Source organism: Cupriavidus basilensis OR16 (assembly GCF_000243095.1).
In the GTDB taxonomy this organism is placed as follows: domain Bacteria; phylum Pseudomonadota; class Gammaproteobacteria; order Burkholderiales; family Burkholderiaceae; genus Cupriavidus; species Cupriavidus basilensis_D.
In genome coordinates, this window is sequence record NZ_AHJE01000003.1 from 34,860 (window position 1) to 47,343 (window position 12,484).

General features: G+C 63.3%; 10 protein-coding genes and 1 pseudogene. 7 read left to right on the top strand and 4 right to left on the bottom strand.

Features of this window, described 5'->3' with window-relative positions; all coding sequences use genetic code 11:
* Window positions 1-11: 11 nt before the first annotated feature.
* Window positions 12-1,175 (bottom strand): acyl-CoA dehydrogenase family protein, encoded by a 1,164-nt coding sequence (locus tag OR16_RS01030; protein WP_006156110.1) that lies wholly within the window; start codon window positions 1,173-1,175, stop codon window positions 12-14.
* A gap of 224 nt (window positions 1,176-1,399) precedes the next feature.
* Between OR16_RS01030 and OR16_RS40655 the strand changes: the two genes are divergently transcribed.
* The 3 genes from OR16_RS40655 to OR16_RS01045 all read left to right on the top strand — a co-directional run bounded on the left by OR16_RS40655 (window position 1,400) and on the right by OR16_RS01045 (window position 5,638).
* Window positions 1,400-3,235 (top strand): TetR family transcriptional regulator, encoded by a 1,836-nt coding sequence (locus OR16_RS40655; RefSeq protein ID WP_006156111.1) that lies wholly within the window; start codon window positions 1,400-1,402, stop codon window positions 3,233-3,235.
* Window positions 3,236-3,287: 52 nt separating this feature from the next.
* On the top strand, window positions 3,288-4,391 hold the full coding sequence (locus tag OR16_RS01040) for a hypothetical protein (protein WP_006156112.1): 1,104 nt from the start codon (window positions 3,288-3,290) through the stop codon (window positions 4,389-4,391).
* A 293-nt stretch (window positions 4,392-4,684) separates the two neighbouring features.
* A complete protein-coding gene (locus OR16_RS01045; protein ID WP_237716877.1) occupies window positions 4,685-5,638 on the top strand; it encodes a Bug family tripartite tricarboxylate transporter substrate binding protein in 954 nt (317 codons plus the stop codon).
* A 106-nt stretch (window positions 5,639-5,744) separates the two neighbouring features.
* On the opposite strand, the pseudogene OR16_RS40660 reads toward OR16_RS01045, so the two are convergent.
* Window positions 5,745-6,516: pseudogene (locus OR16_RS40660) on the bottom strand (LysR family transcriptional regulator).
* A gap of 184 nt (window positions 6,517-6,700) precedes the next feature.
* Here OR16_RS40660 and OR16_RS01050 point away from each other — a divergent pair.
* From OR16_RS01050 to OR16_RS01060, 3 genes are all read left to right on the top strand, one after another.
* Window positions 6,701-7,699, top strand: a complete 999-nt coding sequence (locus OR16_RS01050; protein WP_006156115.1) for an NAD(P)H-quinone oxidoreductase — start codon at window positions 6,701-6,703, stop codon at window positions 7,697-7,699.
* A gap of 250 nt (window positions 7,700-7,949) precedes the next feature.
* On the top strand, window positions 7,950-9,572 hold the full coding sequence (locus OR16_RS01055; protein ID WP_237716879.1) for a DUF1254 domain-containing protein: 1,623 nt from the start codon (window positions 7,950-7,952) through the stop codon (window positions 9,570-9,572).
* Window positions 9,573-9,818: 246 nt separating this feature from the next.
* Window positions 9,819-10,307 (top strand): DUF4265 domain-containing protein, encoded by a 489-nt coding sequence (locus tag OR16_RS01060; RefSeq protein ID WP_006156117.1) that lies wholly within the window; start codon window positions 9,819-9,821, stop codon window positions 10,305-10,307.
* A 19-nt stretch (window positions 10,308-10,326) separates the two neighbouring features.
* Here OR16_RS01060 and OR16_RS01065 read toward each other — a convergent pair whose 3' ends face one another.
* Window positions 10,327-10,830, bottom strand: coding sequence for a winged helix-turn-helix transcriptional regulator (locus tag OR16_RS01065; protein ID WP_006156118.1), 504 nt, complete (start codon window positions 10,828-10,830; stop codon window positions 10,327-10,329).
* An 88-nt stretch (window positions 10,831-10,918) separates the two neighbouring features.
* Between OR16_RS01065 and OR16_RS01070 the strand changes: the two genes are divergently transcribed.
* Entirely contained in the window at window positions 10,919-11,554 is a 636-nt protein-coding gene (locus OR16_RS01070; RefSeq protein WP_006156119.1) for a GNAT family N-acetyltransferase, read from the top strand.
* On the opposite strand, the gene OR16_RS01075 is transcribed toward OR16_RS01070, so the two are convergent.
* Window positions 11,551-12,435, bottom strand: coding sequence for an EamA family transporter (locus OR16_RS01075; protein WP_006156120.1), 885 nt, complete (start codon window positions 12,433-12,435; stop codon window positions 11,551-11,553). The two genes, OR16_RS01070 and OR16_RS01075, sit on opposite strands and share 4 nt — an antisense overlap.
* Window positions 12,436-12,484: the final 49 nt, after the last annotated feature.

A 12,484-nucleotide genomic window follows, 5' to 3' on the forward strand; every position in this document is an offset into this window, starting at 1 on the left:
CAACCACCGAGTTACCCCTGCCGCATCACCTCCCGCGCCACAATCAACTTCTGCACCTCCGTCGCACCCTCATAAATGCGAAGAGCCCGTATCTCCCGATACAGGCTCTCCATGATCCCGCCAACCTGCACGCCGCGCGCACCGAACAGCTGCAGTGCACCGTCCACCACTGCCTGTGCATTCTCGGTGGCTGTCATCTTGGCCATGGCCGCTTCGCGCGTGGTGGAGAGCTTCTGCACATCGCGTCGCCATGCAGCGCGGTAGGTCAGCAGGGCGGCCGAATCGATCATTGCAGCCATCTCGCCAAGCTTGGCTTGCGTGAGCTGCATCTCCCCTAAAGCCGCACCAAAGATCTGCCGCGAACCGGCATGTGCCACCGCCTCGTCGAACGCCCGCCGCGCGAACCCCAGCGCAGCACCCGCCACCGAGACCCGAAAAATATCAAGCGTGCGCATGGCGAGCTTGAATCCCTCACCAGGCATACCAAGCAATCGCTCAGCAGGAATCCGCATCTCATCGAAGCGCAGCGTTGCCAACGGGTGCGGCGCCATCACATCGATGCGCTCGGCAATGGAGAAGCCAGGATCGTCGGGATAGACGACGAACGCGGAAATGCCGCGCGTGCCGGGCGCTTCGCCGGTGCGGGCGAACAGCACGTAGAGATCAGCAATGCCGCCGTTGGAGATCCACGTCTTCTCGCCGGTGACCACATAGTGCGCGCCGTCGCGACGCGCGCTGCATGACATTGCGCCGACGTCGGAGCCGGCGTCTTTTTCGGAGAGGGCGAAGGCGGGGATCAGTTCGCCGCGCAGCACCTTGGGCAGGACCTCGGCCTTGAGCGCTTCGGAGCCGGCGAGGCTGATCGGGCCGCTGCCCAGGCCTTGCATGGCGAATGAGAAGTCGGCGAGGCCGTCGCGGTAGGCCAGTGCTTCGCGGGCTAGCGCCAGGCGGCGGGATTCGATTTCCGGGGCGAGGCCGCCGTAGGCTGCCGGTACGCATGCGCGCAGCAGGCCGGCCTTGCCTAGTTGTGCGACCAGCCGGCGGCAGCTCGCGTCAACTTGGTGATGATCGACATCGTCGAGGGCGCCGCTGTCGGCAAACTCGTCGACGCTTTGCACAAAGGCACGATGGCCGGGATCGAAGAAGGGCCACGCGAGGTAGTCGCGCTGGTGCATCGGCGGGAAGGATCGACGGCTTGCGTCGCGCTGCGTATCTTGGCTCATATCGCGTCCCTGCGTGAATAATGCAATTCAGCGTAGTGCATACCGTTGAGTATGTAAACCCGTGAGGATCTTCTAAGATGATGCTATCTGATAGGGATTTCCCGGTTGCCTTATGAAAATTAACCATCTAGCATACTCATCAGTATGTTCGCTGAAGCCGTCCTGGAAACCCATCGATGACGCTGATCTGGAACCCTTCGCTGGACCCCGCCGCCGCTCGCTGGCGAAGCCAGGCGGGCGCGCTGCAATCGGATGCCACTGCGGCAGTCACGCCAGCGAGCTTGCGCGAATCCGGCTTGCTGAAGATGTTCCGGCCACGGCCACAAGCGGGCTTTGCCGCATCCACCAGCGCCGTGATTTCCGCTGTGGAGGCCTTGGCAGCGTGCAGCCCACAGCTATCCACGCTATTGGGCGCGACGCTGGCCGGTGCGGGCGCCATCCTGCGGCTCGGCACGAACCAGCAGAAGAAAATGTGGCTGGGCCAGCTTGGCGACGATGACACCTTGCCGCCCTTGCTGGTTGACCAAGATCATGACGCCGCCGCAGACGAATCGGGCTTCAACGCCACGCAGGATGCGCAAACCTGGGCTCTGCGCGGAACAGGGCGCTGCGCCGGTTCAGCCGAGATGACTGGCGCGCTTGTCGTGTTTGCTGCCGGCTCACGGGCTTCCGGTGCGAATCCGTTCTCCGCGTTCATCGTCCCGCCCGATACATCCGGCATCGCCTTGGAGCAGAACGATGCCTACGACGCTTCCGGCGGAACACTAACGCTGGATGTCCGCCTACCGCCCTCGCTGCTGCTCGGCCCCCCAGGCAGTGCGCAAGCCGCGATGGAATCCGCCGCCGCCGCCCACCGCATTGCCGCCGCCGCACAGGCTATGGGCCTCTGCCTGGCGGCTTACGACGAAGCGTACCGGGTGGTCCGCGCGGAGGGCCACGGCACGGCACCTTCGCGCGCGGCGCTGGAACTGGCCGCCTGCGCCACCGCCATCTCCGCCACACGCATGATGCTGTACGAAGCCGCGCGCGCCGCCGACAAGGGCGAGAGCATCGCGCTGCCAAGTGCCATGGCAATGCTGTCCGCCAACGAATGCGCGGACCGCGTCATGGCCGCCAGCTTGCAGATCGCGGGCGGCCATCCCGCCGCCGATGCCGCGCGCATGCAGGCGCTGCTGCGTGCGCGGCGCATACAGCAGGCAGCCGCCGGCGCCAACATCTTGCGGGCGCAGACGGCACTCCTGGCCGGCGCTATCGCCCCGTCATCGCACACCAGAAAAGGAGGCACGCGCGCCATGCGCAAGAATCCATCCACGCCCACGCCCACGCCCACGCCCGCATCCGCGGCACGCACCAGCGAAACGCCCGGCCGCGTCACCGAGATCCTCGATGCCGCAGCAAATGCCTTCACCCAGCAAAGCTACGACGCCACCACGCTGGACTACATCGGCGACGTGATCGGCGTCACCAAGGGCAGCATCTACTACCACTACCGCAGCAAGGCGGACCTGTTCGTGGCGGTGTACCGCCGCGCCATGGAAATGAACATCGAGACGATCACGCCGATCGCGCAGCAAGAGGGCGCTCGCGCTATCGATCGCCTCTACCGTATGGCCTATGCGCATTCGCTGCAGGTGATGAAGCACCTTTCCTACCAGCGCCTGGCCGTGCAGGGGCTGGAGGCGCAGCTGATGGACCGCGTGACGGATGAACAGCGCGTGCAGCTCAAGGAGGTGATCGGCCTGCGCGATCACTACGAGAAGCTGTTCGTCAAAGTCATCACGCAGGCCATCGAGGCCGGCGACCTCCCGCAGCAAAGCCCGCGCCTGGCCGTGAAGCCACTGTTCGGCGCGATCAACGGCACCACCATGTGGTACCAGCCGCGCGCGGGCGAGACCGCGGCGGACCGCGACCGGATCGCCGCGCAGCTGGCGGGTTTTGTGGTGTCGGGACTGATGCAGACCTATCAGCCTGTGGCTGAGCCTGCGCCGCAGGCCGTGCGCGAAGCAAGCTGAAGCCCTAGGCCACCCGCACCGCGCCAGCAAAAACATAACGATGGAGACACGCATGCAGACCAGCCAAAGGCCCACCCAATCCACCCCCACCGCCGACGCCACCGCCGACGCCACCAAATGGTCCGCCGTAGCCGAGTGGTACCACGCTTATTTCACCGGCCTGGTCATGACCATGGTCACGCGCCGCAGCGCGCGCGAGGCGTCGGAGCTGGTGTTCCACATTTTCCGCCGCCAGCACCTGGAGCGCTTTCTCCCCGGACTGGACAAGCTCGGCCTGCAAGGCCTGCCGCCCGCCATTGCCGCCGCGCGCTACCACTACCTCTCCAACGCCATCGGCGGGGTCAAGGTCGAGTACATGGAGGCGTCGCCGCGCAAGGCATGGGTACGCTACGCGCCGCCGCGCTGGGCGTGGCAAGGGACCGCCGTCTGTGCCATTCCCGGTGAGGTCTCGCGCGCGGTGCTGCGCGGTTGGCATGCGCACAACGGCGTGTCGCTCGGCACGCAGCGCCTGGGCTTTGTCTGCACCAAGCAGACCATGGATGGGCAGCCCGGACTGGAAGGCTACTACTACGAGTACGACCACGACATCTCGCCCGACGAGCGCCTGCGCTTCGCGCGCGGCGAAGCGGCGCCGGATTTTGATCCCACGCGGGCGCCGGTGCTGCCTACCGCAAGCTGGCCGGAGGAACGGCTGCAGAAAGCACGCCGCAACTACGCGATGGAATACGTGCGCACCGCGCTGCCCGAGCTGGTCAGCTTGTACGGCCCGTTCGACGCCGCGTACCTGGGCGGCATCACCGGCCAGTTGATCGGCATGCAGTTCTACAGCGAGACCGCCACCGCCATGGGCCTGCCAGACCACGGCGACGCGACGGACTTCGCCCGCTTCATGGTGACGCTGGCCCGCGCCCAGGGCGACGAGGCCGAACTGGTTACCGGCGGCCCACATCCCTGCGTGCGCCAGGCAAGCTGGAAGCTGATGTCCGGCATTGCCGACCTGCACGGCAGTGCCTTCGATGCGTGGAACTGCCTGCTCGATGGCGCGCTCAGCGCGCACAACCGGCATCTGGCGCTAAAGGTGACGCGCCGCCTGGACCAAGGCGATGAGGCCTTCGAATGGCAGATCGTGCCGCGCGGCAGGCCCGGCAAATTCTGACGCATCCGCTCACACGAGCCAGCGCGCCGCACCCAAGCGCTTCTCCGCAGAGCCCTGGGGAATGCGCGAGCGTGACCGAAGCCGGTTCAATGCCAGCGCGCGGCAGGGCCCGGCGCATCGCCCGCCTTGAAGTCATCGGCGCCATCAGCGCCATCAGCGGGCAGAGAAGCGAGGCAAAGGCACCCGCCGAAGACGTCTCATCCTGAAACAGAAGGCAGAAGGCAGCAAGCCGCAACGACGCGGCCACATCCCAATCGCCACCGGAGACCGCCGTGAAACTCAAGCACATTGCCTTGCTGGCCACCCTCGCCATCGCCAACCTCACGGGCGCCCGCGCGCAAGCCGCGGACGACTTCCCCACCAAGCCAATCCGCGTCATCTCCCCGCACCAAGCCGGCTCCACCACCGAGCTCTTCGGCCGCCTGCTGGTCCCGGAAATGAGCGAGCTGCTCGGCCAGTCCGTCTTCATCGAATCCAAGGCAGGCGCCGCCGGCACCATCGGCGCACGCGAGGTCGCGCTCAGCAAGCCAGACGGCTACACCGTACTCATCAACGCCTCCATCCAGGTGATGTATCCCGGCATCTTCAAGAGCCTGCCGTTCGACCCACTCAAAGACTTCACGCCGGTAGGCGTCTTCGGCTTTGCACCCATGGTGGTCGTGGTAGGCGCGCAATCCAAGCTCACCAGCTTCCCGAACATGCTCGACACCGCCCGCGCCAACCCCGGCAAACTCACCTTTGCCTCCGGCGGCCTCGGCTCGCTGCCGCACCTGGTTGGTGAGCTGGTCAACCTGCGTAGCCACGCCAACATCGCCCATGTGGCCTACAACGGGACTGGGCAGGCATTGACCGATGTGATGGGTGGACATGTCGACATCCTCTATGCGTCGGTGGCCAGTGCTGTGCCCTTGATCAAGAGTGGGAAGTTGCGAGCGTTGGCGGTGACTTCCGCTGCGCGGATTGATTCGTTGCCTAACGTGCCAACGATCGCGGAGTCGGGACTGGCGGATTTTGACGTGACGTCCTGGTATGCGATGTGGGCGCCCAAAGGGACGCCGACCGAGGTGGTGGCGCGGTTGAACAAGGCAATGCGGGAAGCGTCGGGGATGCCAGCGGTGCGGGAGCGGTTGCAGGTGAACGGGGTGATTGGCAGCAAGCTCAGTGCTGCCGAGTTTGCTCGCTTCTCAGCTGCGGAGAGTGTGAAATGGCTGGACGTGATGAAGCGGGCAAACGTGCAGCCGAATTGAGGGCTGGTGTCGAGCATCTCCACACCTGAACGGCTGACATTCTGCATGAATCGGCCGCTCGGGCATGTAACGCGGCCCGCAGCAGCCGCAGCCAAGTCGCGCGTGACTATGTTGTGTGGGTTGTGTGATCTTCGAATGCGCAGACGATGCCGTCAATCATTGCTACGATGCGCGCGGTATGCCGAAGGTCTTGATGCGTGACGAGCCAGATTTCGTAGACCGCCCCACGTGCGGGTGCCGGCCATATCTCGGTGTATCGGTTCGCCAGCAAGAGTCGGTGATCGATGGCCGGTCCCGTTTCCCTGATAGACGACAAGATCGTGGCCCGCGAATGCGGAGCCAGCAGCAGGGCTGCCGTGCTGTTCGAGATAAGCGTTTGATGCAAAGAGCGCCATGGGCCAGCGAGCCAGGCGCCGCGCGACAAGATCGGGATTATCCGGCCTGACTGACCGGACCGCGATATCCGCTTCACGCTTTGCCAGATTCAGCATGCGCGTCGACGTGTCTAGCAGGACGCGCACTTCGGGATGCGCAGCGTGCAGGCGTTCGATGGCCGGAAGCAGGAATTCGAGCGCGATCGAGTCGGTGCTGGTGACTCTTACGTCCCCCGCAAGCCGTGTATCCGTGCCTTGAGTTCGTCGGACGAGTTCATGTGCGGAGTGCTCCATTTTCTCCGCCGATCTCAGCGCGGCCTCGCCTGCGGCGGTCAAGGCGTAACCCTCGGAGGTACGCAGGAAGAGCGTTGCACGTAGGGCGTGTTCTAGTGCCGCGATCCGTCTGCCGACCGTCGCCTGATCGAGATTGAGCGTCCTGGCCGCTCCACGGAGCGTTTTTTCGCGCTCCACCGCGAGAAATACTCGCGCGTCATCCCAGTTCATCGTGCCGCCCCCATGATGCAAATTTGCATCTGTCAGCATGAATAATGCTGCATATATTCATCGGCGTCGAGGCCTAAACTGAACACAAGAGTTCCTCGTTCAATGATCCGCCCGGATCTATCGAGCCTCATCTATAGAAGGAGTGGTATCCATGTCTGCTTCAACTTATCGTGTGCCGTCGTCCATGACGGCCATCGAGATCAAACAGCCCGGCGGTCCTGAGGTCCTGGTGCCGACTACGCGCGCGGTGCCGATCCCGGCTGCCGATCAGGTTCTGATCCGCGTCCACGCGGCTGCCGTGAACGGTCCAGACGTTTTCCAGCGCAAAGGGCTGTATGATCCGCCCCCCGGCGCTTCGGACATTCCGGGGCTGGAAGTAGCCGGTCAAGTGGTTGCCGTTGGCTCCGACGTGCCCCAATTCCGGATCGGCGAACTGGTGTGTGCATTGATTCCCGGCGGTGGCTACGCAGAATATGCAGTCGCGCACGCCTGCAACACGATGCGTATCCCCAAAGGCCTGACGTTGGTGGAAGCGGGGGCCATGCCCGAAACGTTTATGACGGTATGGCTGAACCTGTTCCAGCGCGGCAAGCTGGTTGCCGGCGAATCGGTGTTGATCCATGGCGGCGCGTCAGGTATCGGTACCACGGCCACCATGCTGGCGAAGGCATTCGGCGCTGCGAAAATCATCACGACAGTTGGCTCGCAGGCGCATCGGGAGGCCAGCCTGGCGCTAGGCGCGGACCTCGCGATAGATTACCGCGAGGAAGATTTCGTCGCCGCAACGAAGCGGTTTACCGATGGAAGAGGCGTCGATGTGATCCTCGACATCATTGCCGGTGACTACGTGGCCAGAAACTATGACGCCGCAGCCATGGACGGACGGATCCTCCAGGTGGGCGTGATCAAAGGACCGGCGAAGGATCTCAACATCTTGCCGATGTTGACGAAACGTCTGACGCATATGGGCTCGACATTGCGATCGCGCACATCCGCGGACAAGGCGACCATCCTCAATGAACTGGAACGGCTGGTCTGGCCGCACATCGAGAGCGGCAAGATCAAGCCGGTTGTCTACCAGACCTTTGCGCTTGCCGACGCTCGCGGCGCTCACGAACTGATCGATTCCGGCACACACTTTGGAAAGATTGTCCTGACGACAGGTGCCGATCTCATTGGCTGAACGGTTCCATCAAGCTGTTGCATCGACCGGTTGAATCTGCAGTCGGGAACCGCCGTTCTCGGCGATGCCGAACGGACGCTTCCCGGCACTGGCGGACGGCGGTGACGGATTTTCCGCCGGCCGCCTATGGCTGGTTTGAGAGGGGAGCCAGTATGGCGAGCACCTCGCTGGCATTCCGCTCTCCTGAAAGAAAATCTAATTCGCTCCGCGAAAACGCTAACTACGGGCTACTTCGTCATCGGGTACGCTCATGGATGATTGCCAGTTCGCTGTCGCCGACAGCGGCGCGGGCCCACTTGGTCGCCATACCCATTGGGCATCCACCAAAGATAGGGCCTTCTTCCGTGAAGTCTTGCGGCACGAAGACGCCGGCCAGGAAGCGCTCTGGGACGACAAGCTTTCTAGATATCATGCAAGGATTATCATGTTGAGGCGTATTCTGCTGGTTGCTATTCTGGCACCTGCCACCTTCATGGCGGGGTGCAAATCGATGGCAAATGACACGCCGACTGCAAACGCAGCTGCCGGCACGATGCAAGGCGAAAGTTCGGTCAGCCAGCCGGAGACGCGCTCAATCGCGAAAGATGCCTACATCTACGGATTCCCCATCGTAGAGGCATACAAGACCCTATATGCCCAGGCCGTTGACAAGGGTGGCCCGAATTACAAGGCACCCTTCAACCAGATCGGCAACACCGCCAACGTCTTCACGCCGAAGGACACGGCGATCATCACGCCGAATTCCGACACGCCTTATTCGTTCGTGTGGATGGATCTGCGTGCCGAGCCAGTTGTGTTGACCCTGCCGCCAATCGAGGCGCAGCGCTACTATTCCGTGCAACTGATTGATCTATACACGCACAACTTCGCCTACCTCGGAACGCGGGCAACGGGCAACAAGGGCGGCAACTACATCATCGCCGGTCCGGGATGGACGGGCGCAACCCCAGCCAATATCAATGGCGTGATCCGCACCGAGTCGAACATCGCCTATGCGCTCTATCGGACCCAGCTCTATGACAAAAAGGATCTCGCCAACGTGAGGCGTATCCAGCGCGGGTACAAAGTCAAAACGCTGAGTGCATTTCTTGGAACCAAGGCGCCTGCGCCAGCGGCGCCAATCTCCTGGCCTCAGCCGATGCCGGGCATGACCGATACGCCGGCAATCTTCCGCTATCTGAGTTTCATGCTCCAGTTTGCCCCGACGGATCCGAGCGAGAAAGACCTCATGGCGCGCTTCGCCAAGATCGGTGTGGGCCCAGGCCTGCCATTCGATGCACGCCAGGAGCCACCTGTCGTGCAGAAGGCGCTGGCCGATGGCATCGCAGACGGGAAGGCGGAGTTTGCGCAATTCAAGAAGACGAAAGTCGATACTCGTGAGGTAAGTAGCGGCGACTTCTTCGGTACGCGCGCCTACCTGAAAAACAACTATCTGTACCGCTATGCCGGCGCAGCGCTTGGCATCTTCGGCAATTCGGCCGACGAGGCAAATTATCCGGCGTACTTCGTGGATGCGGACGGCCAGCCGCTTGATGCGTCGACCAAGCGCTACGTGATGCATTTCGATAAGAATGGGCTGCCTCCGGCGAACGCGTTTTGGTCGCTGACGATGTATGACGGCAAATCGAAGCTTCTGGTCGACAATCCTCTCAATCGATATCTGCTCAACTCCCGCATGCTCGGCCGGCTCAAGCGAGACGCCGACGGCGGCCTTACCTTCTACGTCCAGCACGACTCCCCTGGCAAGGCCAAGGAAAGCAACTGGCTACCGGCGCCGGCCGGACCGTTCTACGCAATCATGCGGATCTATATGCCGAAGCCCGAGGTAGCGTCAGGCCAATGGCAGCGTCCACCGCTAAAGCGGGTCGATTGATGACGCGTGGCCAGGTTCGATAGTGGCGCTGCCACTATGCTCTCGGGTGCCTGGACCTTCCCCGAGCCCCGGCCGGTCAATTGACGACCGGATAGGCGTCTTGTCTTATCGTGGCTAGAATGACGGCTTGCAGCGGGCATGGCGGCCGCGTCCAACACCTCACTCCTGACGAGAAATGGCGCGGAAAACGCCTGCCATGCAAAAGAAGGACACCCCGCATCAAACAATGACAAACCGGACCGGTACATGGAAGCCGAAGACCCAAAAGTTCTGATCAACGTCTATGCAGGGGACGACGATGGCGAGCCGATATTCGAGGAGCTGCCCGCCCGCAGATTGGACGAAGATACCTACGAGCTACTCTCGTCACCCGGCCTCGCCCTGAACCTGGCAAGAGGGGACATCGTCTCCATCAAGAACAAAAACGCGCATGCCGAGGTCCTGTCGAGGGGCGGGAATTTCTGCGTTCAGATCTATGAGGATGAAGACATTCCGCAGGCAATCCTGTCACGCCTGGAAAAGGAAGTAGCGGCTGGGCTGGGCGGAACGCTGGATGGTATCCACGGCGGGAATCTGTCATTGACCATCCCATCCCGAAATGGGATGGATCGGATAGGCGACTTCTTTGACCGGTTTCGCGAACAGACCGGGATTCAGTGGTACTACGCGAACATCTATAAGAATCTGGACGATCCCGATGACGAAACCCTGCTGGCGTGGTGGCCGAAGGACTGATTGTTGATCGCGCCTGGGCTCACGCCTGCGCGGCCGTCGCTTCCCGGGATTCGGCTTCAGCCGCGGCTTCCAACAGCCGGCTCACGCTGGACATCTCGATATCGTTGGGCTGCACCAACTGATCCTCATCATCCACCAGCGCCGCACGCACGCGACGTCCCGCCGAGCGGGTGAGCAATTCCACGGGCCCCTTGCCGCTCGCGGCCATGTGGTGATCACCCCACTGCATCAGTCCGATGATCACCGGCAGCAACTCCACCGCAGCGCGCGTTGGCCGGTATTCAAATCGTTCGCGCTCGCCCGGTTCCCGATAGCTCACCTTGCGCAGAATGCCAGCCTCGGTCAGCGTCTTGAGCCTGGCCGACAGCACGGCGGGGGAGCATTGCAGGCGCGCAAGGAATTCGTCGAAGCGCCTGATGCCGTGAAAAACGTCGCGCAAGATCAGGATCGTCCACTTCTCGCCAATCAGCGAGAGGGTCGCGGCAATCGAGCAGTTGCGGAGTTCTTGGGTGGTCAGATCCATGCGTTCAGCATAGCAGGCTAACTTCATTTGCAAAAGTCAGGGTATTGCCTATACTGCTGACTATTAAATATGAAGTCAGGAGCCGGACATGCAGCCCTCGAATTCCCCCAGCCTTGCCGGCCAATCCCGCCTGGCCGGCAGCGGCTGGCATGCTGCCTGCCCGGAATGTGCTGAAACCTGGAAATTGAGCGGCGGCGAGCGCGTGGTCGTGCGCGCCGTTCGTGCAGCCGATGCCGAGAAAGAGCGGGCTTTCGTCCAGGCCCTATCGCGCGAGAGCCGCTACTACCGCTTCCTGACCGGCGGGCGCGTGTCCGACGAAGTGATCGACCTGTTTATCGAGAGCAACGCCGGCCTGGCGCTGGTGGTCACGGCGGAAGTGGACGGGCTGCCGGTGATCGTGGCCAACGGCAACTATGTGGTGACGCCTGGCGAGGACGGCGAGGTTGGCGAGTTCGCCGTCGCGGTGGCCGACGACTGGCAGGGCAAGGGCATCGGCCGGCGGCTGATCCAGCGGCTGCGCGACGCGGCCGTGGGCGCCGGCCTGCATCGGCTGCGCGGCGACGTGCTGAGCGAGAACCGCCGCATGCTGGCACTGATGCGGGAGTTCGGTTTCTCCACCCGGCGCAACCCGGAGGATAGCCTGCTGTATGAGGTCAGCCTCGTGCTGGGCGAGCTGGCCGGCTACAGCGCGCAGCAAGCCGTGGCGCGGCTGTTGCCGGCCTAGGCCTCGGTGGTTGCGCGCTTGCGCGATCCGGCTGTCATCGTGCACCCCACCGACGCCGTGATGATGCTGCCAATCGCCAGCCATTGCTGCGTGTTCAGCGTTTCGTGCAAGAACGCGAGCCCTGCCAGCGCGCCCATGGCGGGTTCCATGCTGAGCAGGATGCCGAAGGTGCGGCGCGGCAGCCGCTTGAGCGCCACCATCTCGAGCGAATAGGGAATGGCGCTGGAGAGCAGGCCGACGGCCAGCCCGGCTACGAGCAGTGACGGGCTGAACATGGAGGTGCCGGCATGGGCCAGCCCGAAGGGCAACACCACCAGCGAGGCCATGGTCAGCCCCAGCGAGGTGGCCTGCCCGCCGTGGGCGTTGCCGGCCATCTGCCCGAAGATGATGTATAGCGCCCAGCCCACGCCCGCCGCCAGCGCGTAGCCGATGCCCACGGGATCGAGCGTGGCCACGTTCTCCCCAAGCGGCAACAGCAGCAGCAAGCCTGCCACCGCAAACGCAATCCACAGAAAGTCGATGGCCCGCCGTGACGACGATACGGCGACGGCCAGCGGCCCCGTGAACTCGATGGCGATCGCCAGCCCGAGCGGGACGGTGCGCAGCGACATATAGAACAGCAGGTTGGTGGCGCCCAGCGCCGCGCCGTACAGCGCGATCACGCGGGCATTGGCCAGGCTTAGCGGCATGCGCCAGGGCCGCCACACGCACAGCAGGATCAACGCTGAGAAGCTCACCCGCAGTGCCGTGGTCCCCTGGGCGCCCACTTCGGCAAACAGGCTCTTGGCAAACGAGGTGCCGATGCAGAGCGAGGCCATCGATCCGATCAATGCCAGCACGGCGACCAGGGTGGCACTCTGTTTCAGGCGATTCAGCGGCAATTGCGACTCTCATGCGATTCTGCGAGCCCGAATCTTGAACGATCCCGGC